Here is a 22,912-nt window from a genome sequence, read left to right on the forward strand (position 1 = left end):
AGTTTTTTTGTCTTTTCTTTTACCCTTCTCCCTTGCATTTTCTCTCATTTTTTGCCAAAATAGAGGGGTAGAAAGAAGGTAGCATATGTCTAAATTACAACAAATCGTAACATATCTTGAATCAGAAAAACTAGACGTCGCTGTCGTATCTGACCCCGTCACAATCAATTACCTCACTGGCTTTTACAGTGATCCCCATGAACGCCAAATGTTCCTTTTTGTCCTAGCAGATCAGGAACCCCTCCTCTTTGTCCCAGCCCTTGAGGTTGAACGTGCAAGTAGCACTGTTTCCTTCCCAGTTGTGGGCTATGTGGATTCTGAAAATCCATGGCAAAAAATGAAACATGCTCTTCCACAACTTGACTTCAAACGTGTTGCTGTTGAGTTTGACAATCTCATCTTGACCAAATACCATGGCTTGAAAACCGTTTTTGAAACTGCTGAGTTTGACAACCTCACTCCTCGTATCCAACGCATGCGCCTCATCAAATCAGCTGATGAAGTGCAAAAAATGATGGTTGCAGGTCTCTATGCGGACAAGGCAGTTAAGGTTGGTTTTGATAATATTTCTCTTGATAAGACAGAGACAGATATCATCGCTCAAATTGACTTTGCTATGAAGCGTGAAGGTTATGAAATGAGCTTTGACACCATGGTCTTGACTGGTGATAATGCTGCAAATCCACACGGTATTCCAGCAGCTAATAAGGTTGAAAATGATGCTCTTCTCCTCTTTGACCTCGGTGTTCTGGTCAACGGCTATGCTTCAGATATGACTCGTACAGTCGCTGTTGGTAAACCAGACCAATTCAAGAAAGACATTTATAACTTGACTCTTGAAGCTCAACAAGCTGCTCTTGACTTTATCAAACCAGGTGTGACTGCCCATGAAGTGGACCGCGCTGCCCGTGAGGTCATCGAAAAAGCTGGTTACGGCGAGTACTTCAACCACCGTCTTGGTCACGGTATCGGTATGGATGTCCATGAATTTCCATCTATCATGGAAGGAAACGACATGGTCATCGAAGAAGGCATGTGCTTCTCTGTTGAACCAGGTATCTATATCCCTGGTAAAGTCGGTGTTCGTATCGAAGACTGCGGTGTTGTTACCAAGGACGGCTTCGACCTCTTTACAAGCACCAGCAAAGACTTACTTTATTTTGATTAAATTTATACAAAAAAAGTTAGCTTGAACAGCTAACTTTTTACTTTATCTTCTTGATGCTTTGGTTCAAAATAAATCCTACAATCATCCCTACCATATTTTGCATGAAATTCGGTAGGATTTCTGGTAGGGCTGCAGCCCAGCCATTCATCAATGTAGAACCCAAGGCGTAACCCCCTACCATGGCAATCGTTGCTAAGATAAGGCCTAACCACTGAGCTTTTCCTTTAAATCCTGCGAAAAATCCCTGTAAGCCATGGTTGATTAAACTAAAGAACATCCACTGAGGGTAGCCTGATAAGAGGTCAATCAAGAAACCTGCTAGTCCTCCTACTACAGCCCCTTCACGACTACCAAAGTAGAAGGCCGCGAAGAAGACACCCGCATCTAAAAGAGTTAGAATGCCTGTCGGTGTTGGAATTTTTAAGAAATAACCTAGAACCACAGAGAGGGCGGTTAATAGGGATACAAGGGCGATTTTAGTTGTTTTGGTTTGCTTCATATTGTCTTACTCCATACTGATCTGCTTGTGCAATAGCACGATAAACGAAAGCCTTAGAGCTTTCTACTGCTGGTAAAAGTTCATCACCTTTAACCAAGTGACTGGCAATGCTAGAGGCAAAGGTACAACCTGCACCAGCATTTTGCCCTTGGATAACAGGATTTTCTAGGACTGTAAAGTTTTGTCCATCATAAAAGACATCTACAGCCTTGTCCTGACTAAGGCGATTGCCTCCCTTGATAATGACTGCTGGCGCGCCTAAGTCATGTAATTTCTGAGCTGCAGTTTTCATGTCTTCCAAGGTTTTAATTTCCTGACCTGCCAATAATTCTGCTTCAGGAAGATTAGGTGTAATCACACTGACATGAGGGAAAAAGCGAATCAACTCTTGGCAGAGTTCACTAACTGCTACGTCGTGCGTTTCCTTGCAGACCAAGACAGGATCCAGAACCACAGGCACTCCTGGGCGTTGCTTGATAAAGTCCAATGCCTTCTCAGCCACACTGACAGTAGGGAGAAGACCAATCTTAATTCCCCCAAACTCCACATCACGCAAGCTATCTAATTCATGTTGAAAAATGGTATCGTCAGTTGGAAAGACTTCAAAGCCCTTTTCTGTTAAAGCTGTCAAACAAGTCACTGCTACAAAGCCATGCAAGCCGTTCAAGGTATAAGTAGCCAAATCCGCGGACAAACCACCACCACTAAAAATATCATTTCCAGAAAGTGCTAAAATGCGATTATTCTTCATAACGAATCTCCTTTAAATACAAACCATTTGGTGCTGCAGTGGGACCTGCAAGCTGCCTGTCCTTTTTCTCCAAGATCAGGTCAATCTGCTCCACTGGCATACGCTTGTTGCCGATTTTGAGCAGTGTCCCCACCATATTGCGAATCTGCTTATACAAGAAACCATTTCCTGAAAAGGTAAAAGTCAAAAACTGGCCCGTCTTATCGACTGTTAAACTAGCTTCTGTAATGGTACGAACCTTATCCTCCACACTAGTCCCAGAGGCTGTAAAACCTGTGAAATCGTGGGTGCCCTCTAGCTTTTTGACAGCCTCCTGCATCCGATCCACATCAAGCAGATAGGGAAAGTGAGTGGCATAGTGACGGCGCATGGGATTTTTAGGACGACCCCTATCCACGATAAACTCATAGGTCTTGCTGTGCTTGGCATAACGGCAATGAAAATCATCTGCCACTAGCTCAATCGAAATCACATCAATATCTTCAGGGGACTGGGTGTCCAAGGCAAAGCGAAGTTTTTCCTCATCCATTTGATAGGGCAAGTCAAAATGAATCACCTGTCCCAAAGCATGAACCCCACTATCAGTCCTACCAGCACCGTGAACAGTGATTGCTTTCCCTTTATTGAGTCTCGTCAAGGTTTTTTCAATTTCTTCCTGAACACTACGCGCATGAGGCTGGCGCTGAAAACCAGCAAAGGCGTAACCGTCATAGGAAATAGTTGCTTTATATCTTGTCATAACTTCCATTTTATCAAGAAATTAGTCTGTAGACAAGGTCCTAAAATAAATACTGTATGGGTACAAAAATCCTAAAAAGAAAAACTTAGGAACCAATCCTAAGCTCTCTTTTGAAGTAGGTACATGACAAAGATAGAAGTTACAATCAACCAAACTCCCAAAATTGTAAAGACCAACATTCCATTTTGTGTTAGTAACCCAATTGCACTTAGAACGAATGGGGTCGTAAAGGCTCCGAAACTACAGCCTAATACAGCAAATGAAGTTGCTTGATTGAGGAGTTTGGCTGGAATTCTTTCAGAGACCAGTTGAAAGACTGTCGTCAAGGCTACACTATAGGCAAAACCAGCCAGAATACTTCCTACCACTACCACCCACAAGGATGGAGACAAGGCAATCACGATTTGCCCTAAGCCGAAGGTAATACCAGACCAGAGGAGCAGTTTCTCTTTAAAAATAGAAATCAAGAAAGAAAAACTCACCCCAGCCACAATCCCGATCAACTGCATGACACTAAGGACAAAACTAGATAACTGGGCATCTCCAAGACCTCGTTCCACCATCAAACTTGGAATACGAATAGTAATAGCCGTATTGGTACAAACTACAACCGCCGCTTCGATAGCTAGGATAAAAATCAAACCTTTCATTTCCCGAGTTAAGCGACTTGCTTCTTTCTCTTTTTTCTTGACCTCTTTCTTTTCTTTTCCATAAGGGACAAAGAGCAGATAAAGGGTCAGCACCAAAAATCCAGCACTATAGGCTAGGAAGGTAGCTGTCCAACCAAAGGCCAACAACTGGCCGACTGCCAAGGTAATGAGAGAAGCCCCAACGACCTCTGCAGAACCGCGTAACCCTAGCATCTGTATTCTCGTTTTTCCCTGGTAACGTTCACTGATAATAGAAATGGCCTTAGCATTGATCATTCCAACACCCAAACCAAAAAGAATCCTTGTTCCAAAGACAAAGGGGTAGGCTTGATACCAGAAGGGAGCTGTTCCACTCAGTGATAAAATCAGCAATCCCAAACTAATCTGTAAGCGCTCAGGAAATATTTTTTCTAAGAAACCATTTAGTAGTAACATAATCATGATCCCGAAGGAAGGCAAGCTCGCCAAGAGCTCAATTTGTTCCTTAGGATAACCTTGATAATACTCAAACATGGCTGGCAGGGCACTCGAGATGGAAAAGGATGTAATCAAAACGAGGGAGAGAGCCAAAATACTGGCCCGTTCTAAAAATTGTTTCATGAAATCTCTTTCTATATTTCTCTTAATCTTCTAATTTTTTGATAGTTATCAAACAAGCAAGAAAAGAAGAAGCCTCTTTAGTGTACAGACTCCTTCTTAAACTCGAAAATGAATCCCTTGTGTCTTATACTCAATGAAAACCAAAGAGCAAACTGGAAAGCTAGCCGCAGGCTGCTCAAAACACTGCTTTGAGGTTGTAGATAGAACTGACGAAGTCAGCTCAAAACATGTTTTTGAGGTTGCGGATGAAACTGACGAAGTCAGCTCAAAACATGTTTTTGAGGTTGCGGATGAAACTGACGAAGTCAGTAACATATATACCTTAAGGCGAAACTGACGTGGTTTGAAGAGATTTTCGAAGAGTATTAGGATGACTTTCTCTTGATTTGCTTAATAAAGTAGAAGATAAATCCTGCTACCATATAGGCAACAAAGATAATCAGACACCACTTGAACACGACATCCCAACCCTTGTTCACATTCAAAAAGAAGTAAGGGAAGGGACTAACCTTAGAATTAGGAATGTCTAGTTTCAGTACCAAACCATTAAAAAGAGCAAACATCATATACAGCAAGGGTAAAATCGTCCACACAACTGGATCCCAGATTTTATATTGACCCTGTTTGTCAAACAAGAGGGTATCTGCTAAAAACCAGAGGGGAACGATATAGTGGCAAAGGAAATTTTCTAGGGTATAAAAATTAGTCGCAATGGGCGCTAAAAGGAAATGGTAAATCACACAGGTAATCATGATACTCATGGTGACCCCACCTTTTAAGCGCAAGAGGCTTGGCCTTTGCCAGTTTTCACCTAAACGGCTCATAACCTTTAGGAGATAGAGCGTAAAAATCGCGACTAAAAGGTTGGACAGAACCGTATAATAGAGCAGCATCCCAAATCCACCATGCTTGGCGATTTCAAGATAAACTCCCGTAAAAGCCGCTAGAAACAAGAAGATACGGCTATAAAATATAAGTTTGTAGTTCTTTGACATGTTTAAATTTTCTTCACAAACTCTGATTTAAGTTTCATGGCACCAAAACCATCAATCTTACAGTCGATATTGTGGTCGCCTTCTACGATACGGATATTTTTCACGCGCGTCCCTTGTTTCAAATCTTTTGGCGCACCTTTTACTTTCAAATCCTTGATGAGGGTTACTGTATCACCATCAGCCAATTTATTTCCGTTGGCATCGATAGCAACAAGGCCCTCTTCTACATCTGCAACTTCAGCAGGATTCCACTCATGAGCACACTCTGGGCAAACCAGTAGGGCACCGTCTTCGTAGACATACTCTGAGTTACATTTTGGGCAATTTGGTAAGTTGTTCATAGTTTCTCCTTATCATCATTCACTATTCTTTGAAAATCAAAATTTCTCGAACAGCAACTATTATACCCTAAAATCAGCATTTTGACAAATTTAGAAAAAACCGATATCACTCTATCGGCTTTTCTACATTTACATTCTTTTTTCAGCTTCTTCTTTAATTTTTTCAACTACTTCTTGAATGTTCAAACCTGTTGTATCAAGGTAGACAGCATCCTCTGCTTGTTTTAGAGGCGAAGTCTCACGATGACTATCCTTGTAGTCACGCGCAGCAATTTCCTCTTTTAGGGTTTCAAGGTCTGTTTCAATTCCCTTGGCAATATTTTCCTTGTAACGACGCTCTGCTCGTTCATCTACCGAAGCTACTAGGAAAATTTTCAATTCTGCTTGTGGCAATACAACAGTTCCAATATCGCGACCATCCATGACAATCCCACCTTGCTGAGCGATTTCTTTCTGGAGAGAAACTAGTTTCTCACGCACTTGAGGAATTGCCGCAACAGCAGAAACATGATTGGTCACTTCATTTTCACGAATAGGATGGGTAATATCCACATCTCCTACAAAGACAAGCTGCTCTCCAATTTCTGAGCGTCCAAAACTGATTGGATGCTGGTCCAATAAGTCTAAGAGTTCTTCAACTTGTTCAACTCCTAATTGGTTCTTGAGAGCCATGTAGGTCGCTGCACGATACATGGCACCTGTATCTAGATAGGTGTATCCAAAATCCTTGGCAATAATTTTTGCGACCGTACTCTTACCACTTGAAGCAGGACCGTCGATAGCAATTTGAATGGTTTTCATATCAACTCCTATTTGATTTTAACAACATCACCTGGATTAGCAAACCAAGATCCTGTAGCCATGTGCCCAGGATTCAAGGCCTCTAACTGAGCAATCGAAATCCCCGCGCGAGCTGCAATAGCTGCTTCTCCTTCTCCAGCCAAGACTTTTGTCGTCCCTTCTGGATCTGTTGAATGTTCTGAGCTAGTAGATGATTCTTCCTTATCCTCTGAACTAGAAGATGCCTGCTCTGAACTACTAGAAGATGAAATCTGTACTACATTTGCATCAGAATCGTGAAAATCTTTCAAGGCTGCCGTGCGATTGCTCCCACCCGATGAAAGATAGATAAGAACAATGATCATCACGACTACAATCACAAAGAAAATACTTGCTAAGATAGTTAAGATACGGTTAGCAACGACTCCTCCACCTTGTTCTCTCTTACGACGTTGTGTTCTTGTTTCCTCTTGATTCTCATAAATATCTTCTTGCCACGGTTCTTTTGCCATACCTTACTCCTTGTTTTTTTTTACTTTTCTTATTACAATATAAATATGAAAATCACACTTATACCTGAACGTTGCATTGCCTGCGGACTTTGCCAAACTTATTCTGATTTATTTGATTACCACGATAATGGAATCGTGCGTTTTTACGATGACCCTGATCAACTAGAAAAAGAAATTTCTCCTAGCCAAGACGTCGTAGAAGCTGTTAGAAACTGTCCGACACGTGCCTTGATTAAAGATTAACTCTAATCTTTCGTAGTAAATTGACAAGAACGTTTCACTCTTTCTAGTTTAGCACATTTCCATGTAAAATTATAGTCTTTTCACTTTATTTTTTTCTGTAAAATCAGGAAGGTCACTTTTTTCTTTGATAAGATAAAGTGGTCTTTTTTTAGTCTCTAGATAAATCTTACTAACATACTTGCCAAGAATCCCAATGGTCAAGAGTTGAATGCCTCCAAGAAAGAGAATGACAGCCATGAGAGAGGTCCAACCTGATGTCGGATTACCCAAAATGAGGGTCCGAACCACAACAAAAAAGGTCATCAGTAGAGAAATGAAACAAGATAGGAGACCAGCCATAAAGGCTATAATCAAGGGAAAATCTGAAAAATTAACAATCCCTTCAATGGAGTAAAAAAAGAGTTGCCTAAAACTCCAACTGGTATTGCCAGCCTGCCTTTCGACATTGGGATAGTCCAGATAGTGGGTTTTAAAACCGACCCAGGCAAAGAGTCCCTTAGAAAAACGATTGGACTCGGTCAAAGCTAAAATGGCATCGACCACAGACCTTCTCATCATGCGAAAATCACGGACACCTGACGGCAGGGCTACTGGACTGATTTTTTGCATGAGGCGATAAAAAAGATTAGCACAAAAACTGCGAAAGAAGGGTTCTCCCTCCCGACTAGTTCTCCGTGTTCCTACGTAGTCCAAATCTGCATTTTGGTCTAGTAAATCTTTCATCTCAAGTAACATACTAGGGGGATCTTGGAGGTCTGCATCCATTACCACCACCAAATCTCCTGTCGCATATTGCAAGCCTGCATGGAGGGCTGCTTCTTTGCCAAAATTTCGAGAGAAAGAAAGATAATGCACTGCCAGATTTTGCTCCCGATAGGCCTTTAAGAGTTCTAAGGTTCCATCACTTGATCCATCATCGACAAAGATATACTCGATTTCTGCTCCCAAGTCAGGAATCAAAGCTTCCAAAGCCTGATAAAAAAGAGGAAGTACTTCCTCTTCGTTTAAACAGGGGACAATGATTGAAATCACCATCTTAGTCTTCAAATCCATTTGGATGCTTGCTTTGCCAACGCCATGCGTCTTCACACATTTGGGTGATGCCTAATTCTGCTTCCCAGCCCAGTTCTGCTTTGGCTTTTGCAGGATCTGAATAGCAGGCTGCGATATCCCCTGGGCGACGGTCTACGATGCGGTAAGGAATTGGGCGTCCCACTGCTTTTTCCATATTTTGGATAATTTCAAGAACTGAGTAGCCTTTACCTGTTCCAAGGTTATAAACGTTTAGACCTGAACCTTTTTGGATTTTTTTCAGAGCTGCAACGTGACCTTTAGCCAAGTCAACAACGTGGATATAATCACGAACACCAGTTCCATCTTCCGTATCGTAATCGTCTCCAAACACTTGCACTTGCTCTAATTTCCCAACGGCTACTTGAGTCACGTATGGCAAAAGATTATTTGGAATACCATTTGGATTTTCTCCCAAATCACCACTTTCATGGGCTCCAATTGGGTTGAAATAACGAAGCAAGACCACATTCCATTCTGAGTCTGCCTTGTAGATATCCGTCAAAATTTCCTCAAGCATAAGCTTAGTGCGACCATATGGATTGGTTACTGAAAGTGGGAAATCTTCCAAGATGGGCACTGTATGAGGATCTCCGTAAACTGTCGCAGAAGAACTGAAAATGATGTTCTTACAGTTGGCTTCTTCCATAGCTTTCAAAAGGCTAACAGTTCCAGCGATATTATTGTCATAATAAGCAAGTGGGATACGGGTTGATTCGCCAACAGCCTTCAAGCCAGCAAAGTGAATGACCCCTGTTGGTTCTTCTTGCTTGAAAATGTCTCTGAGGGTATCTGTATCACGGATATCTGCCTCATAGAAAGGCACTTCAACTCCTGTAATTCTCTCAACAACTTCTAAACTTTTTCTGTTACTATTCACAAGGTTATCCACCACAACAACCTGATGACCTGCTTGGATTAACTCAATAACAGTGTGGGTTCCGATAAAACCTGCTCCACCCGTTACCAAAATCTTTTCTTGCATCTTCTTTCCTCGATTCTCGGATTATTTTTTCTTATTTTATCATTTTTGATAGGGAATGTCATTTGCCATCCTAGAGGGGAGGCTAAAATTTCAGTAAAATTCTATTCTCTTTTTACTCGTTTGACATAGTTTTCAATTGGATAGTTTAGAGGGTCCAAGGTCAATTCCCCGCCTTGGATCAGTTGAGCTAGATGGTAACCAATGATAGGACCAGTTGTGAGGCCCGATGAACCTAGTCCACTAGCAGCATAGGCACCTGCTAAGCCAGGTACTTGCCCAAAGAAAGGTGAGAAATCACTGGTATAGGCACGGATTCCCACACGCTCAGCTCTAGAAATCGCCTTAGCCAAGGTTGGGTAGTGAGGCAAGGCGTCCTCCTCCATTTGTTGGAGCAAGGTTTCATCTACCGTCAAATCAAATCCCATGTCATTTTCATGAGTAGCTCCTAGGGACAATTTCCCACCTGCAAAAGGAATCAAATCCCACTCCCCTTCTGGCATAACAACAGGGTATGATTCCATATCTTGGGCAAGCTGATAATCTCGTAATTGCCCTTTCTGAGGACGAACATCTACATCATAACCCAAGGGTTCTAATATGTGACCCAACCAAGCTCCCGTCGCTAAAATAACCTGATCAAACACCTCTTCACCAATCTTGTAACCTGATGCTAAAGGTGTCAGAGTTACTTTTTCTTTGACCAGCTTGACCTGACTGGCTTCTAGCAAACAAGTCACTAAAAGTTGGCCATCTACTCTCGCTCCACCAGAAGCATATAGCAAGCGGTCAAATCCCTGTAAGCCAGGGAATAATTCATTAGCTGAGGCTGGGTCCAGAATGGCTAATTTCCCTATCAAGGGAGATTCTTCTCTACGCTGGAGGGCTAGTTGATAGAGTTCTTCTAGCTTGGATTCATCCTTTTTCAAGAGACAGACTCCCGAACGCTGGTAAAAGTCGATTTCTTGTCCTGACTTCTCTAAATCAGCTAATAAATCCACATAAAAGTCAGCCCCCAAGCGCGCCATTTTGTACCAGGCTTTATTGCGACGTTTGGAAAACCAAGGACTGATAATTCCTGCTGCGGCCTTGGTAGCTTGACCTTGTTCATGGTCAAAAACGGTCACCTCTAGGTCACTTTTTTTAGAGAGGTAGTAGGCAGCTGTTGCACCTACAATCCCTGCTCCGATAATGGCAACTTTTTTCATTGTTTTCACTTTCTAACTAGATATGGTGGAAAGGATTGGTCGAGGCTTGACTAGGCAAGATATCAATATCCCAGCCCTTTTCTTCCTTCCATTGAGTAAGGAGTGCTGCGATTTTTTCCACAAAAAGCACTTCGATATAGTGACCTGGGTCCAATGCTAGCAAACCATCAGACAGCATATCCTGAGCAATATGGTAATAGATATCACCAGTGATATAAACATCTGCTCCTTTAGCTAAAGCATCCTTATAGAAAGACTGCCCGCTACCACCACAGATGGCCACTCTTGAAATAGACTTCTGCAAATCACTCTCTTGATAATGCACCATTCGAAGGCTATCAAGGTCGAAGACTTGCTTGACATTCTGGGCCAATTCCCCAAATGTCTGAGGCTGAACATTCCCAATACGACCAATCCCACGTTCAGGGCCTGTTTCCTGCAGATAAGTCGTCTCCTCAATGCCTAGCATCTGGCAGAACCAGTCATTGAGGCCATTTTCAACGATGTCAATATTGGTATGGCTGACATAAACTGCGATATCATGCTTGATGAGGTCGATGTAAATCTGATTTTGTGGACGGTTGGCTACCAAATCCTTGATAGGACGAAAAATCGGCGCGTGCTTGACGATAATCAAGTCCACACCCTTTTCAATGGCTTCAGCCACCGTTTCTTCACGAATATCGAGAGCCACCATGACACTTTGGATATCCTTGTCCAAAGTGCCAATTTGCAGACCACGACTATCTCCCTCCATTGAAAATTCCTGAGGGCAAAATGCTTCATACGCATTAATCACTTCACTTGCTAGCATGGAGAACCTCCTTGATGGCTTGAATTTTATCTACTAGAACTTGACGTTCCTCCAGATTTTTTTCTGGGATTTGTCCGAGGGCGAACTCTAGCTTAACAGCTTCTTTTTGCCATTTTTGGACAAATACTGGATTGAGCTCTTTGGACAAGAAGGGACCAAAGCGAACATCACTGGCTGATAGCTTCATTTGTCCTACTTCCACCACCAAAATCTCGTAAAACTTGCCAGCTTCTTCTAAGATGCTTTCAGCTACAATCTGAAATCCGTTCTCTTGTAGCCAGATACGCAAGTCGTCTTCACGATTATTGGGTTGGAGGATCAATCGTTCTACATTAGCTAACTTGTCCAAGCCTTCTTCTAAAATCCTAGCAATCAAACGACCACCCATGCCAGCAATGGTAATGACAGACACTTGGTCTGCCTCTTCAAAAGCTGCCAGCCCATTGGCTAAACGGACTTGGATTTTCTCCTTTAGACCGTGCGCCTCAACATTTTTGACCGCAGACTGATAGGGGCCTTCCACCACCTCACCCGCAATGGCACTTTTAATTTGGCCTCTTTCGACCAAGTTGATAGGCAGATAAGCATGGTCACTTCCCACATCTAGCAAAATGGCTCCCTGTGGCACAAAGGAAGCCACCAATTCTAATCTCTTTGAAATCATCTTCTCTCTCTTTCCAAAACTCTATTACCCCTTATTATACCACATTTCAGCTGGCAATCTTGTACCTAAAAAGACCGCAATCCACAGATTGCAGCCTTTCTTTATTTTCTAGCTTGGTAGCGACTGGTCAAAATGAAAATCACGGTAAAGACCAACATCATGACACCATAAACAGGTAATGTTTGTCCTGTTAAGGTTGAAATTTCAAGCAGTTTTTGAATTCTTGGGAAGAGAGCTGTGGCTAGGAAGCCTCCTACTGACCAAACAATCAAGAGGACACGCCATAAGGTAAATGGCATGCAGGCTCTAAATACGGATAAGAAACCAATTGACCCCAAGAGATAATAGAGTAGAGTTGAGATTTCTAACTCAGACCAACCTTGGCTCGTTCCAAATATTTTCACAAAAAGAACGCTGAACACAACCATGAGAGCACTTGGTAGAGCACGAAGCATAGATCTTCTGAGGAAATTTGGCTCAACAGGTTTGATATTTCGCTCAAAAGTTAGAACGAATGGTGGGAAACCTTCCACGAACTGGTCAATCATGGTAATCTGGATTGGAATAAAAGGGAAAATCAAGATCCATTCAGACCGTCCCAGAAGAGCGCTGGCAATACAAATCACCGCGAGCAAGAAGGAATAAATCGTCTTAATCAAGAAAATCGGTGCAATGTGGGCAATGTTATTGACCACACGACGACCTTCAAAGAGAATCTCAGGAACATCATTAAAGTCTGAGTTCAAGAGAACCAAATTGGCAATCTGCCGTGTTGCCGGGTCTCCCTCAGCCATCACGATGGAACAATCTGCCTCACGAAGAGCCAAGATATCATTAACACCGTCCCCTGTCATAGCTGTTGTATGCCCTGCTTTTTTCAGCGTTTGGATGATGAGTTTCTTTTGATGAGGGGAAACACGTCCGAAAATCGCTGTCTCTTCAGCCATGGCAATCAATTCCTCATCCGTGATTTTTGAGCAATCTACATAGCTGTGATAGTCGACAAAACCAGCCTTCTGGGCAATACTGGAAACCGTAACTGGATTGTCACCAGAGATAATCTTGAGGCCTACTTCCTGTGAACGGAGATAGTCTAGCGTCTCTGCTGCTCCTTCTCGAATGGGATCCAAGATCTCCAGCAAGGCTAGAGCCTGAATATCAGATGGTTTTTGTGGTTTGTGATGGTCTAATTTCTCCTGACTGAGAGCTAAGACCAAGACACGTGACCCTCTCTCCAAGGCCTCTCTGGCTTCAGGGACTTCAGAGTCCAACAACATCTCAGGCGCACCTAGGAAAACTGTCCCCAGGCCTTCCAATTCCATGGCTCCCCACTTGCGGTCGCTAGAGAAAGGAAGATTCGAAAGCATAGGATAGGCAACCTGTCCTTGGAAACGCTGACGAATAGCTTGGGCCGTTGGATTCTTATCCTCACTATGAGACATATAGCTTGTCAGGATACTGGCAATAGCCTCGTCACAATAAGTTTCCGTCAGCGGAATAACAGCCTCCACCTGCATCTTTCCTTGGGTGATGGTACCCGTCTTGTCCAAACAGAGCATATCCACGCGCGCCAAGGTTTCAACAGAGTACATCTCCTGCACCAAGACCTTTTTCAAACCAAGCTTAATAACTGCAGTCAAGAGCGAAGTAATGGTCAAAAGGGCAATCCCCTTGGGCAACATTCCCAAAAGGGCTGTCGACGAATTTACAACGGATGACTTAAGAGGCAGGCCTTTTAAAAGTAAGGCTTCTAGCAAGAGAGCTAGACCAAAGGGAATGATGATTTTCCCAGTAAAACCGGCTAACTTGTCCAGCGATTTCATGATACGGGAGTTGATCGGTTTCACTGTCTTGGCTTCCAGCATAAGTTTGGCAGCATAGTTGTCAGCACCGACATGGTGGACTTGAGCCAAAACTGACCCACTGGCTAGGAAACTTCCAGACAAAAGCAAGGCATCCACTTCCTTTTGCACCAAATCACTTTCCCCCGTCAACATGGCTTCATTGACTTCCGCAAAACCTTCTAGAACCAAGGCATCACTAGGAATCTGCTCTCCTGCAGACAAACGAATGACATCTCCTAACACCAATTCTTCAGGATTCAGAGCCACTTCTTGGCCATCACGGATGGTTTTGACCTTTTCCTTGGTCATGAGATTGAGCTTATCCACCATGTGTTTAGCTCGCAGCTCGGTCACAATACCAGAAAAGGCATTAAAGCAGATAACGGCAAAGAAGACCAGATTGCTCCAAGCCTGCACAAAGGCTAGTGCCAAAGCAATGGCAAAGTTCAAAGCATTAAAAAGGGTAAAGACATTTCGTTTAACGATTTGCCAAGTGCTGGTACTGGCCGAAGCAGTAAAATCATTGACCAAGCCCTTAGCCTGTCTTTCCTTGACTTCTCTTTGGGTTAATCCCATAATCTTATTTTTATCCATAAATTCTATCATATCATTTTTTCTAAAAGAATTCTAATCTCACCCCAAATATGGACCTAGTCAAGGGAAAAGTTTGCCAGCCCTCCTTTGATAAGGTATAATAATAACAAGAAAATAATCGAAGGAGATCGCATGTTTTATACTTATTTACGTGGATTGGTTGTCTTGCTCCTATGGTCCATCAATGGCAATGCCCACTATCATAATACTGATAAAATTCCTAATCAAGATGAAAATTATATTTTAGTTGCGCCTCACCGCACCTGGTGGGATCCTGTTTACATGGCCTTTGCTACCAAACCAAAACAGTTCATCTTTATGGCCAAAAAAGAACTCTTTACCAACCGTATCTTTGGTTGGTGGATTCGTATGTGTGGTGCCTTTCCTATCGACCGTGAAAATCCTAGCGCTTCTGCCATCAAATACCCTATCAATGTCCTAAAAAAAAGTGATCGCTCTCTCATCATGTTTCCAAGTGGGAGCCGTCACTCAAACGATGTCAAGGGTGGCGTAGCCCTGATTGCCAAAATGGCCAAGGTCCGTATCATGCCGGTTACCTACACAGGTCCCATGACTTTGAAGGGATTAGTTAGCCGTGAACGTGTCGATATGAACTTTGGAAATCCAATCGATATATCAGATATCAAGAAAATGAATGATGAAGGCATTGAAACAGTCGCCAATCGCATCCAAGTAGAATTTCAACGTTTGGACCAAGAAACGAAACAATGGCACAATGATAAAAAACCAAACCCACTCTGGTGGCTTATCCGCATCCCTGCCCTCATCCTTGCCATTATCCTCGCTATCCTAACCATCATCTTTAGCTTTATCGCAAGCTTCGTATGGAATCCAGATAAAAAGAGAGAAAAACTTGGTTAAATAAATACAACAATCCCTTGGCAAAAGCCAAGGGATAAATCTTTTATTCGATTTTCCATTTTTGGACTAACCAGCTGGAAAAAGCTAGGAATCGCTCAGCTACTTGTTCATGGTGTCCATAAGGATCAAAAATAAACTGACCGTTCGGATAGCCTTTCTGAAGACTGGTATGAATCTTCTCGGCATAGACTGGTGCTTGAGCCAAGCGATTGGTATGATGGGCTCCTTCTGTTTGACCATTCTGTAAATACAGCAAACAATCTAGATTTTTCACTGTCTCTTCCTTGCAGTAAGTCACAAAATCAGGATACCAAAAGGAACCGCAGATGGAGAAGACACAGGAAACCTTGTCAAAGCTGAAAAGACTGTAGACTGCCACCAAACCACCTAGTGAGTAGCCTCCATAAGCAAGGCGAGTTTCGTCCAGGCGATAAAGCGACTGCAACTTGTCCAAAAGGCCTCCAAATAAATGATCATGATAGACGTTGGCCTGACCTCCAAAATCTGGAGCCCCATCTCTCAAAGCCGATGTCACCCAGGGCGTGTAGGCGTCTAGGCGATTTTTAGAGGTCAAGCCCACTAAAATCACAGATTCGGAAAGGGACGATAGGAAGTCCACGTTTCCATCATTCAATAAAATAGCCGGATAGGTTTGATTGGGGGCGTAGTTAGAAGGAAGGCTGATTTTGACTTGAATTCCTTCCCAATCAAACTCATTATTTATTGATAAAGTCATTGATTTTCTCAAGGGAATCAATCACTGCTGGACCATAGTCCATCAATTCATCGTAAGAGATGGTCATGATTTTTTGATTCTTAATAGCAGGAACGCTTTCCAAAACAGCATTTGCCTTCATCAACTCTACTGCTTTTTCATCCAATTTTTTATTGCGGTCGCTGGTTACATAGATAATCAATTCAGGATCCATTGACACGAGATTTTCCAAAGTCAAGCCTGATGTCCCCGTTGCAACGTTTGTATAACCAAGTTGGTTCAGCAAACTTTCTTGCAAAGCAGACTTGTAGGCACCAAAGGTTTGATCATTATAAGCAACCATAATTAAAGCCTTTTTCTTTTCACCTTGACTTGCTGAATTTGCTTTCTTAACAGCGTCAATTTTAGTTTGTAATTGGGCTGCGTATTCATTAGCCTTGTCCTGAACATTAAAAATCATTCCAAGATTTTTGACATCTTCTACGATATTCCCCAAATCTTGCTGAATCGTTGAGAGAGAAGCTTTTTGCGTATAAACTGGGATTTTGTTTTCATTCCAAGTGCTAACTGTCCCCAAGGATTTTTCAGAAAACATCATATTTCGACCCATCACAGCGTCTGGCTCATAAGAAAGGACTGTCTCTTGTGAGACTGTTTTTTTATCACCAATTTGAGGAATCGTCGCAATCGCGTCCTTGTATTTGTCCATCACAGCATTGTCTGGATTGAGCATGCCAACAATTTTATCCTTCAACCCTAACTCCAATAAGATTTCAGTAGTTGAAAGATTGTTGGTGATAACTTTTTCAGGTGCCTTGTCAAAGACTTGTTCGACTTCATTACCTTTCGCGTCATAGGTTTTGACCGTTAGTGGATAAGTCGTCTCTGCGTTAGCCTTTTGACTTGTTTCTGTGCTAGACTGTGTGGTAGCTTTTTCTGTAGTAGTGTTACCACAAGCTGCCATGGTTAGGGTGGCTACTGTTACGAGTAAAATGCTTAGTGTTTTTTTCATCTTGTTTTCCTTTTCATTCTTATAAATAGTGAATCATGGCTTGCTGATCCTTGGTCCAAGTCACCTGACTTTGAACTCCATATACAGTTTGCAATGACTCAGGGGTGATGGTCTCCTTTGGAGTCCCTTGGTAAAGGATTTCTCCCTCTTTCATTAGATAGAGATAATCCGAATAGCGACAAGCAAGTTGAATATCATGCAGGACAGCTAGAACATTGACCTTGAGCTCCTTCACAATGGCCAACAAGTCTAACTGATACTTGATATCCAGGTGATTGGTTGGTTCGTCTAGGAGTAAGAGAGTCGGTTCTTGCGCTAAGGCGCGGGCTAGTAAGACTCGCTGTTTCTCTCCCCCTGACAGAGACGAATAGAGACGAGTTTTCTTCTCAAGCATATCCACCTTAACGAGGGCATCTTGAACGAGCGCATAATCCCTTTCCCTTTCCTTCTGTAAAAAAGAGAGGTGGGGAGTTCTTCCCAGCAAGACGATTTCCTCAACTGTACAATCAAACTGCAGCTGGTTAAACTGGGTCACAACTGCCATTTGCTTGGCTGTTTCTTTGAGTGACCAATGCTCCAGAGGCTTTCCATCTAGGCTTATCAAGCCTTTGTCCGCCTTTTCCTGACGATAGAGGAGTTTAAGCAGGCTGGTTTTCCCGCTTCCATTTGGTCCTAGTATCGTGTGAAATTGATGCCCTTCAACCTTAAGAGAGACTCCTTTGAGGATTTTTTTCTCTCCCAGTCCAAAATGGATATCCTGACAAATCAAGTCCATATCAGACCCTCACCTCCCTTCGCCTACCTCCAACAATGTAGATAAAGAAGGGAGCACCTACTAAGGCTGTGAAAATACCAATAGGAAGCTCTGCGTTTGGAATAATGATACGAGAAAGTACGTCTGCCCAGATGACAAAGAGGGCACCCAGCAAGGTTGCAACAGGAAAAAGCCTCTTGTAATTCGTTCCTACTAATCCTCGAGCTAAATGTGGAGTAATCAGACCGACAAATCCAATAATCCCACAGGTTGCCACTAAGACTGCTGTCAGCACAGCCACCATGGTCACATAAAGATACCAATAAAAGCGTAAGGGAATTCCCAAAGTTAAAGCAGCCTCATCTCCCATCATCATCGCATTGAAAACACGATACTGAGTAGAGAAAAATAGAAGGGCCATTCCTACTACTATAGTTGGCAGGACCAAGTCTGCCCAGGAAGTCCCAGCGAGCGAGCCCATGGTCCAAAACTTAATGGTCATCACACTATCCGCATTAGCGCCAACTGAGATAATAAAGTTTGAAAAAGCCAGAAAGAGAGCGTTAACCACCGTTCCTGATAAGATCAGACTGGAAGTCGTCATCCTTCCCTGCATAGAGGCAATGATGAGGACAGCAATTGTTGCCAAAATAGCTCCAAGAAAAGCTCCAAGGCTAATCATCACTTTTAAACCAAGAATGATGCTCAAGGTTGCCCCTAGAGTTGCACCCGCAGATATGCCTAAGACATAAGGCTCAGCGATGGGATTGTTCACTGTAGACTGCATCACACTACCACACATAGAAAGGCCTGCTCCTACTATCAGACCTAACAATACTCGAGGGAATCTCATATTCCATACAATGGCAAGAGTAGACTTGGAAACCTCTCCTATTTCAAGAGGAAATCCCAACTTGCTCAAAATAATCCGATAGGTATCTCCTAGTTCAATCGCAACAGATCCCATTGAAACTGCTAGAAAGAGAGAAATCCCTAAAATACCTAGCAAAACAACTAAAAGTAACACAAATTGCTGGTCTTGTCGGCTTCCAGAAAATTTGGAAAGCATGCAAACCTCCTTTGATAGAATCTTAAAAATTTAGAAAATTCTCATGAAAAGTATACCATATTTTCAACAATGGAACAAGATGAGAAGAAATGAATATAGTTTGTTTTATTGTGCTAGGAACCGTAACCGAAGATTATACTTTAGCATACCAAGGTAAGGTGACAACATAAAAAAGCCCTCTGAAAATCAGAGAGCTGATTTGAGATTGGGATAAAATCCTAGTGAAAAAGATGAAACTCCTTGCATTGATCGAACACTGTGTCATTTCCCTATTTTCATACGGATTTCTTACACCCTTAGCATCATGATTCTTGCTGGATAAACCGTTTATAGACTAGGCGATGAGGCGAAGATTGTACAAAATTTTTAGTGAAACAAAAAATCTCCCCGAAGGGAGAATATCTGGTTTATTTTACCTTACAGTGCTAGGAACCATAACCGAAGATTATACTTGAGTATATCGAGGTACGGTAACAACGTAAAAAGCCCTCTGAAAATCAGAGAGCTCCCGTCTTACTGGATAAACCGTTTATAGACCAGGCGACGAGGCGAAGATTGTACAAAATTTTTAGTGAAACAAAAAAATCTCCCCAAGGGGAGAAAATCTGGTTTATTTTACCTTACAGTGCTAGGAACCGTAACCGAAGATTATACTTGAGTATATCGAGGTAAGGTGACAACGCAATGTAAGTGGAAAATAAAGCAGATTAGCGACGAAGTCCTAGAGAGTTGATTAACTCACGGTAACGGTTAACGTCGTTTTTACGCAAGTATGCAAGCAAGTTACGACGGCGACCGATTTTTTTCATCAATCCACGGTAAGTAGCGTGGTCTTTTTTGTGTTGTTTGATGTGTTCGTTAAGGTGGTTGATTTCCCAAGTAAGGACAGCAACTTGAACCTCTACTGAACCTGTATCACCTTCGTGACGTGCATATTGTGCAATGATTTCATTTTTTTTCTCTTTTGAGATTGCCATGATGTTTCTCCTTTTTATTTGGCTTCATCCGAGTGACAGGTTGGCATGCCTGTAACCAAGAAGAAGTTATTTGTCTTTACGACAATCCCTATTCTACCAATAACTAACATCTTTGTCAACAGATTTACTTTCTTGTTTTAAACATGCTATAATAATCATAGCAAGAAATCTAAGTTGTCTGTTTTTTAAAACGAGGTGATTATCATGCCTAGATTCTATTCCCATCTCCCCTACTATTTGGTCATATTTTTCTTTTATTGGCCACTTTATGAGTTGTTCTTGCTAGTTGTTTCTGACCCCCTTACACTCAAGGGATTCTATATAAACAATCTTCTCTTCTTTACACCTCTGGTAATCTTGATTGTATCGTTACTCTATAGCTACCGTTTCCGTTTCTCACTTTGGTGGTTAATTGGTAACGGACTGCTCTTTTGCTTTACTATCATAACTTTTGGTGAGTTTATACTAATTTACTTGCTAATCTATGAAACCTTGGCTCTGGTGGGCATGGCTTCCGGTATTGGCATCAAGCATATTCTACAAAAATGAAAAACAAAAAACTTTCACAAAATCCTTGAAAAATCTCACAATCATGCTATAATAATCCATAGAGACAAGTCACTTAGTCCCTTTCTACTAGAGAGTGCGTGGTTGCTGGAAACGCATAGAAAGCCTAAACTGACACTACTCTTGAGTTTTTTATGAAAACATAAAACGGTGGCCACGTTAGAGCCAATCAGAGGTGTCCCTCTTTTTTGAGGTACATAAATGAAGGTGGAACCACGTTGCGACGTCCTTTTGGGATGTCGCTTTTTGTTTTTCTAGCTTTCACAGTCCTCTGTCCCTGTTTTCAGAATAGGGTTAACACATTCGTCAATAATATAAGTAAGGAGAACATCATGATTAACATTACTTTCCCAGATGGCGTTGTTCGTGAATTCGAATCTGGCGTTACAACCTTTGAAATTGCCCAATCTATCAGCAATTCCCTAGCTAAAAAAGCCTTAGCTGGTAAATTCAACGGCAAACTCATTGACACTACTCGTGCGATCACTGAAGATGGAAGCATCGAAATCGTAACACCAGATCACGAAGATGCCCTTCCAATCTTGCGTCACTCAGCTGCTCACTTGTTCGCCCAAGCAGCTCGTCGTCTTTTCCCAGACATTCACTTGGGAGTTGGTCCAGCCATCGAAGATGGTTTCTACTACGATACTGATAACACTGCTGGTCAAATCTCTAACGAAGACCTTCCTCGTATCGAAGAAGAAATGCAAAAAATTGTCAAAGAAAACTTCCCATCAATCCGTGAAGAAGTTACTAAAGACGAGGCACGTGAAATCTTCAAGAACGACCCTTACAAGTTGGAATTGATTGAAGAACACTCAGAAGACAAAGGTGGTTTGACCATCTACCGTCAGGGTGAATATGTAGACCTTTGCCGTGGCCCACACGTCCCTTCAACAGGTCGTATCCAAATCTTCCACCTTCTCCATGTAGCAGGTGCTTACTGGCGTGGAAACAGCGACAACGCTATGATGCAACGTATCTACGGTACAGCTTGGTTTGACAAGAAAGACTTGAAAAACTACCTTCAAATGCGTGAAGAAGCTAAGGAACGTGATCACCGTAAACTTGGTAAAGAGCTTGACCTCTTCATGATTTCTCAAGAGGTTGGACAAGGTTTGCCATTCTGGTTGCCAAATGGTGCGACTATCCGTCGTGAATTGGAACGCTACATCGTAGACAAAGAGTTGGCTTCTGGCTACCAACACGTCTACACTCCACCACTTGCTTCTGTTGAGCTTTACAAGACTTCTGGTCACTGGGATCATTACCAAGAAGACATGTTCCCAACTATGGACATGGGTGACGGAGAAGAATTTGTCCTTCGTCCAATGAACTGTCCGCACCACATCCAAGTCTTCAAACACCATGTTCACTCTTACCGTGAGTTGCCAATCCGTATCGCTGAAATCGGTATGATGCACCGTTATGAAAAATCTGGTGCTCTCACTGGTCTTCAACGTGTACGTGAAATGTCACTCAACGACGGTCACCTCTTTGTGACTCCAGAACAAATCCAAGAAGAATTCCAGCGTGCCCTTCAGTTGATTATCGATGTTTATGAAGACTTCAACTTGACTGAATACCGCTTCCGCCTCTCTCTTCGTGACCCTCAAGATACTCACAAGTACTTTGATAACGATGAAATGTGGGAAAATGCCCAAACCATGCTTCGTGCAGCCCTTGATGAAATGGGCGTGGACTACTTTGAAGCCGAAGGTGAAGCAGCCTTCTACGGACCAAAATTGGATATTCAAGTTAAGACCGCTCTTGGAAAAGAAGAAACCCTTTCTACTATCCAGCTTGACTTCTTGCTTCCAGAACGCTTCGACCTCAAATACATCGGAGCTGATGGTGAGGAACACCGTCCAGTTATGATCCACCGTGGGGTTATTTCAACTATGGAACGCTTCACAGCTATCTTGATTGAGAACTACAAGGGTGCCTTCCCAACATGGCTTGCACCACACCAAGTAACCCTCATCCCAGTATCTAACGAAAAACACGTAGACTACGCATGGGAAGTAGCTAAGAAACTACGCGACCGTGGTGTCCGTGCTGATGTCGACGAGCGCAATGAAAAAATGCAGTTCAAGATCCGTGCGTCACAAACTAGCAAGATTCCTTACCAATTGATTGTTGGAGACAAGGAAATGGAAGACGGAACAGTCAACGTTCGTCGCTACGGCCAAAAAGAAACACAAACTGTCTCAGTTGATGACTTTGTTCAAGCTATCCTAGCTGATATCGCCAACAAATCACGTGTTGAGAAATAAGAGATAAAACCTGGGATAAAATCCTAGCTACCTAAAAAGCAACAACTAAAACAGCTGTTGCTTTTTATATTTTTACTCAATGAAAATCAAAAAGCAAACTAGGAAGCTAGCCACAAGCTGTACTTGAGTACGGTAAGGCGACGCTGACGTGTTTTGAATTTGATTTTCGAAGAGTATTATTTAATCCGAGCTAGTAGTGATTGAC

Annotated in this window: 23 protein-coding genes and 1 pseudogene; 5 read left to right on the plus strand and 19 right to left on the minus strand. The window is 42.5% G+C overall.

Annotation, left to right across the window (positions count from 1 at the left end):
- Positions 1-85 precede the first annotated feature (85 nt).
- Entirely contained in the window at positions 86-1,168 is a 1,083-nt protein-coding gene (locus tag RWP09_RS03205; RefSeq protein ID WP_000040927.1) for a Xaa-Pro peptidase family protein, read from the plus strand.
- Positions 1,169-1,205: 37 nt separating this feature from the next.
- Here the strand turns inward: RWP09_RS03205 and RWP09_RS03210 are convergent, their stop codons facing one another.
- The 8 genes from RWP09_RS03210 to RWP09_RS03245 form a co-directional block, all read right to left on the minus strand.
- The gene (locus tag RWP09_RS03210) at positions 1,206-1,667 is read right to left on the minus strand and encodes an ECF transporter S component (protein ID WP_314434029.1); all 462 of its coding nucleotides are present in this window, start codon (positions 1,665-1,667) and stop codon (positions 1,206-1,208) included.
- The gene (locus RWP09_RS03215; protein ID WP_000794772.1) at positions 1,645-2,418 is read right to left on the minus strand and encodes a bifunctional hydroxymethylpyrimidine kinase/phosphomethylpyrimidine kinase; all 774 of its coding nucleotides are present in this window, start codon (positions 2,416-2,418) and stop codon (positions 1,645-1,647) included. Before RWP09_RS03215 ends, RWP09_RS03210 begins: the two co-directional genes overlap by 23 nt.
- A complete protein-coding gene (gene truA, locus RWP09_RS03220) occupies positions 2,408-3,157 on the minus strand; it encodes a tRNA pseudouridine(38-40) synthase TruA (protein WP_314434034.1) in 750 nt (249 codons plus the stop codon). The genes RWP09_RS03215 and truA overlap by 11 nt, the downstream gene beginning before the upstream one ends.
- Positions 3,158-3,255: 98 nt before the next feature.
- Positions 3,256-4,407, minus strand: a complete 1,152-nt coding sequence (locus RWP09_RS03225) for an MFS transporter (protein ID WP_314434036.1) — start codon at positions 4,405-4,407, stop codon at positions 3,256-3,258.
- Between the two features lie 365 nt (positions 4,408-4,772).
- Positions 4,773-5,402: a Pr6Pr family membrane protein gene (locus RWP09_RS03230; protein WP_153224320.1), complete on the minus strand. Its 630-nt coding sequence runs from the start codon at positions 5,400-5,402 to the stop codon at positions 4,773-4,775.
- A 2-nt stretch (positions 5,403-5,404) separates the two neighbouring features.
- A complete protein-coding gene (locus RWP09_RS03235; protein ID WP_001061584.1) occupies positions 5,405-5,743 on the minus strand; it encodes a zinc ribbon domain-containing protein YjdM in 339 nt (112 codons plus the stop codon).
- A 129-nt stretch (positions 5,744-5,872) separates the two neighbouring features.
- Complete coding sequence (gene cmk, locus RWP09_RS03240) at positions 5,873-6,544, minus strand: (d)CMP kinase (protein ID WP_314434039.1); 672 nt, start codon at positions 6,542-6,544, stop codon at positions 5,873-5,875.
- An 8-nt stretch (positions 6,545-6,552) separates the two neighbouring features.
- Positions 6,553-7,035 carry an SAG1386/EF1546 family surface-associated protein gene (locus RWP09_RS03245; protein WP_261048732.1) on the minus strand — a complete coding sequence of 161 codons (483 nt, stop codon included), beginning with the start codon at positions 7,033-7,035 and terminating at the stop codon, positions 6,553-6,555.
- Between the two features lie 45 nt (positions 7,036-7,080).
- Here RWP09_RS03245 and RWP09_RS03250 point away from each other — a divergent pair, with 45 nt between their 5' ends.
- Positions 7,081-7,278 carry a ferredoxin gene (locus tag RWP09_RS03250; RefSeq protein WP_161683526.1) on the plus strand — a complete coding sequence of 66 codons (198 nt, stop codon included), beginning with the start codon at positions 7,081-7,083 and terminating at the stop codon, positions 7,276-7,278.
- 69 nt (positions 7,279-7,347) lie between these two features.
- On the opposite strand, the gene RWP09_RS03255 is transcribed toward RWP09_RS03250, so the two are convergent.
- From RWP09_RS03255 to RWP09_RS03280, 6 genes are all read right to left on the minus strand, one after another.
- Positions 7,348-8,331, minus strand: a complete 984-nt coding sequence (locus RWP09_RS03255; RefSeq protein ID WP_314434043.1) for a glycosyltransferase family 2 protein — start codon at positions 8,329-8,331, stop codon at positions 7,348-7,350.
- A complete protein-coding gene (galE, locus tag RWP09_RS03260) occupies positions 8,315-9,334 on the minus strand; it encodes a UDP-glucose 4-epimerase GalE (RefSeq protein WP_261065420.1) in 1,020 nt (339 codons plus the stop codon). Before galE ends, RWP09_RS03255 begins: the two co-directional genes overlap by 17 nt.
- Before the next feature lie 101 nt (positions 9,335-9,435).
- Positions 9,436-10,539, minus strand: a complete 1,104-nt coding sequence (locus tag RWP09_RS03265) for an FAD-binding oxidoreductase (protein WP_314434047.1) — start codon at positions 10,537-10,539, stop codon at positions 9,436-9,438.
- 16 nt (positions 10,540-10,555) lie between these two features.
- Positions 10,556-11,353 carry a Nif3-like dinuclear metal center hexameric protein gene (locus tag RWP09_RS03270; protein WP_314434050.1) on the minus strand — a complete coding sequence of 266 codons (798 nt, stop codon included), beginning with the start codon at positions 11,351-11,353 and terminating at the stop codon, positions 10,556-10,558.
- Positions 11,340-12,017, minus strand: a complete 678-nt coding sequence (locus RWP09_RS03275) for a tRNA (adenine(22)-N(1))-methyltransferase TrmK (RefSeq protein WP_314434052.1) — start codon at positions 12,015-12,017, stop codon at positions 11,340-11,342. The genes RWP09_RS03270 and RWP09_RS03275 overlap by 14 nt, the downstream gene beginning before the upstream one ends.
- 101 nt (positions 12,018-12,118) lie before the next feature.
- Positions 12,119-14,455 (minus strand): cation-translocating P-type ATPase, encoded by a 2,337-nt coding sequence (locus RWP09_RS03280; protein WP_314434280.1) that lies wholly within the window; start codon positions 14,453-14,455, stop codon positions 12,119-12,121.
- A gap of 132 nt (positions 14,456-14,587) precedes the next feature.
- Between RWP09_RS03280 and RWP09_RS03285 the strand changes: the two genes are divergently transcribed.
- Entirely contained in the window at positions 14,588-15,337 is a 750-nt protein-coding gene (locus RWP09_RS03285; protein ID WP_314434055.1) for a 1-acyl-sn-glycerol-3-phosphate acyltransferase, read from the plus strand.
- A 43-nt stretch (positions 15,338-15,380) separates the two neighbouring features.
- Here the strand turns inward: RWP09_RS03285 and RWP09_RS03290 are convergent, their stop codons facing one another.
- The 5 genes from RWP09_RS03290 to rpsO all read right to left on the minus strand — a co-directional run bounded on the left by RWP09_RS03290 (position 15,381) and on the right by rpsO (position 19,864).
- Positions 15,381-16,073 carry an alpha/beta hydrolase-fold protein gene (locus RWP09_RS03290; protein ID WP_314434057.1) on the minus strand — a complete coding sequence of 231 codons (693 nt, stop codon included), beginning with the start codon at positions 16,071-16,073 and terminating at the stop codon, positions 15,381-15,383.
- Positions 16,054-17,064, minus strand: coding sequence for an ABC transporter substrate-binding protein (locus tag RWP09_RS03295; protein WP_314434059.1), 1,011 nt, complete (start codon positions 17,062-17,064; stop codon positions 16,054-16,056). Before RWP09_RS03295 ends, RWP09_RS03290 begins: the two co-directional genes overlap by 20 nt.
- A gap of 19 nt (positions 17,065-17,083) precedes the next feature.
- On the minus strand, positions 17,084-17,839 hold the full coding sequence (locus RWP09_RS03300; RefSeq protein ID WP_314434061.1) for an ABC transporter ATP-binding protein: 756 nt from the start codon (positions 17,837-17,839) through the stop codon (positions 17,084-17,086).
- A 1-nt stretch (position 17,840) separates the two neighbouring features.
- Positions 17,841-18,887 (minus strand): iron ABC transporter permease, encoded by a 1,047-nt coding sequence (locus tag RWP09_RS03305; RefSeq protein WP_314434063.1) that lies wholly within the window; start codon positions 18,885-18,887, stop codon positions 17,841-17,843.
- A 707-nt stretch (positions 18,888-19,594) separates the two neighbouring features.
- The gene (gene rpsO, locus RWP09_RS03310) at positions 19,595-19,864 is read right to left on the minus strand and encodes a 30S ribosomal protein S15 (protein WP_001018251.1); all 270 of its coding nucleotides are present in this window, start codon (positions 19,862-19,864) and stop codon (positions 19,595-19,597) included.
- Between the two features lie 204 nt (positions 19,865-20,068).
- Here rpsO and RWP09_RS03315 point away from each other — a divergent pair.
- Positions 20,069-20,442: pseudogene (locus tag RWP09_RS03315) on the plus strand (hypothetical protein).
- A gap of 321 nt (positions 20,443-20,763) precedes the next feature.
- Positions 20,764-22,707, plus strand: a complete 1,944-nt coding sequence (gene thrS, locus RWP09_RS03320) for a threonine--tRNA ligase (protein WP_314434282.1) — start codon at positions 20,764-20,766, stop codon at positions 22,705-22,707.
- The last annotated feature ends 205 nt before the right edge of the window (positions 22,708-22,912 follow it).

This window comes from uncultured Streptococcus sp., assembly GCF_963521255.1.
GTDB lineage: Bacteria > Bacillota > Bacilli > Lactobacillales > Streptococcaceae > Streptococcus.

Excerpts from the sequence above, each read along its gene's own strand:
- RWP09_RS03205 (WP_000040927.1), top strand. The coding sequence starts at position 86 with ATGTCTAAATTACAACAAATCGTAACATATCTTGAATCAGAAAAACTA.
- RWP09_RS03210 (WP_314434029.1), bottom strand. The coding sequence starts at position 1,667 with ATGAAGCAAACCAAAACAACTAAAATCGCCCTTGTATCCCTATTAACC.
- RWP09_RS03215 (WP_000794772.1), bottom strand. The coding sequence starts at position 2,418 with ATGAAGAATAATCGCATTTTAGCACTTTCTGGAAATGATATTTTTAGT.
- truA (WP_314434034.1), bottom strand. The coding sequence starts at position 3,157 with ATGACAAGATATAAAGCAACTATTTCCTATGACGGTTACGCCTTTGCT.
- RWP09_RS03225 (WP_314434036.1), bottom strand. The coding sequence starts at position 4,407 with ATGAAACAATTTTTAGAACGGGCCAGTATTTTGGCTCTCTCCCTCGTT.
- RWP09_RS03230 (WP_153224320.1), bottom strand. The coding sequence starts at position 5,402 with ATGTCAAAGAACTACAAACTTATATTTTATAGCCGTATCTTCTTGTTT.
- RWP09_RS03235 (WP_001061584.1), bottom strand. The coding sequence starts at position 5,743 with ATGAACAACTTACCAAATTGCCCAAAATGTAACTCAGAGTATGTCTAC.
- cmk (WP_314434039.1), bottom strand. The coding sequence starts at position 6,544 with ATGAAAACCATTCAAATTGCTATCGACGGTCCTGCTTCAAGTGGTAAG.
- RWP09_RS03245 (WP_261048732.1), bottom strand. The coding sequence starts at position 7,035 with ATGGCAAAAGAACCGTGGCAAGAAGATATTTATGAGAATCAAGAGGAA.
- RWP09_RS03250 (WP_161683526.1), top strand. The coding sequence starts at position 7,081 with ATGAAAATCACACTTATACCTGAACGTTGCATTGCCTGCGGACTTTGC.
- RWP09_RS03255 (WP_314434043.1), bottom strand. The coding sequence starts at position 8,331 with ATGGATTTGAAGACTAAGATGGTGATTTCAATCATTGTCCCCTGTTTA.
- galE (WP_261065420.1), bottom strand. The coding sequence starts at position 9,334 with ATGCAAGAAAAGATTTTGGTAACGGGTGGAGCAGGTTTTATCGGAACC.
- RWP09_RS03265 (WP_314434047.1), bottom strand. The coding sequence starts at position 10,539 with ATGAAAAAAGTTGCCATTATCGGAGCAGGGATTGTAGGTGCAACAGCT.
- RWP09_RS03270 (WP_314434050.1), bottom strand. The coding sequence starts at position 11,353 with ATGCTAGCAAGTGAAGTGATTAATGCGTATGAAGCATTTTGCCCTCAG.
- RWP09_RS03275 (WP_314434052.1), bottom strand. The coding sequence starts at position 12,017 with ATGATTTCAAAGAGATTAGAATTGGTGGCTTCCTTTGTGCCACAGGGA.
- RWP09_RS03280 (WP_314434280.1), bottom strand. The coding sequence starts at position 14,455 with ATGGATAAAAATAAGATTATGGGATTAACCCAAAGAGAAGTCAAGGAA.
- RWP09_RS03285 (WP_314434055.1), top strand. The coding sequence starts at position 14,588 with ATGTTTTATACTTATTTACGTGGATTGGTTGTCTTGCTCCTATGGTCC.
- RWP09_RS03290 (WP_314434057.1), bottom strand. The coding sequence starts at position 16,073 with ATGACTTTATCAATAAATAATGAGTTTGATTGGGAAGGAATTCAAGTC.
- RWP09_RS03295 (WP_314434059.1), bottom strand. The coding sequence starts at position 17,064 with ATGAAAAAAACACTAAGCATTTTACTCGTAACAGTAGCCACCCTAACC.
- RWP09_RS03300 (WP_314434061.1), bottom strand. The coding sequence starts at position 17,839 with ATGGACTTGATTTGTCAGGATATCCATTTTGGACTGGGAGAGAAAAAA.
- RWP09_RS03305 (WP_314434063.1), bottom strand. The coding sequence starts at position 18,887 with ATGCTTTCCAAATTTTCTGGAAGCCGACAAGACCAGCAATTTGTGTTA.
- rpsO (WP_001018251.1), bottom strand. The coding sequence starts at position 19,864 with ATGGCAATCTCAAAAGAGAAAAAAAATGAAATCATTGCACAATATGCA.
- thrS (WP_314434282.1), top strand. The coding sequence starts at position 20,764 with ATGATTAACATTACTTTCCCAGATGGCGTTGTTCGTGAATTCGAATCT.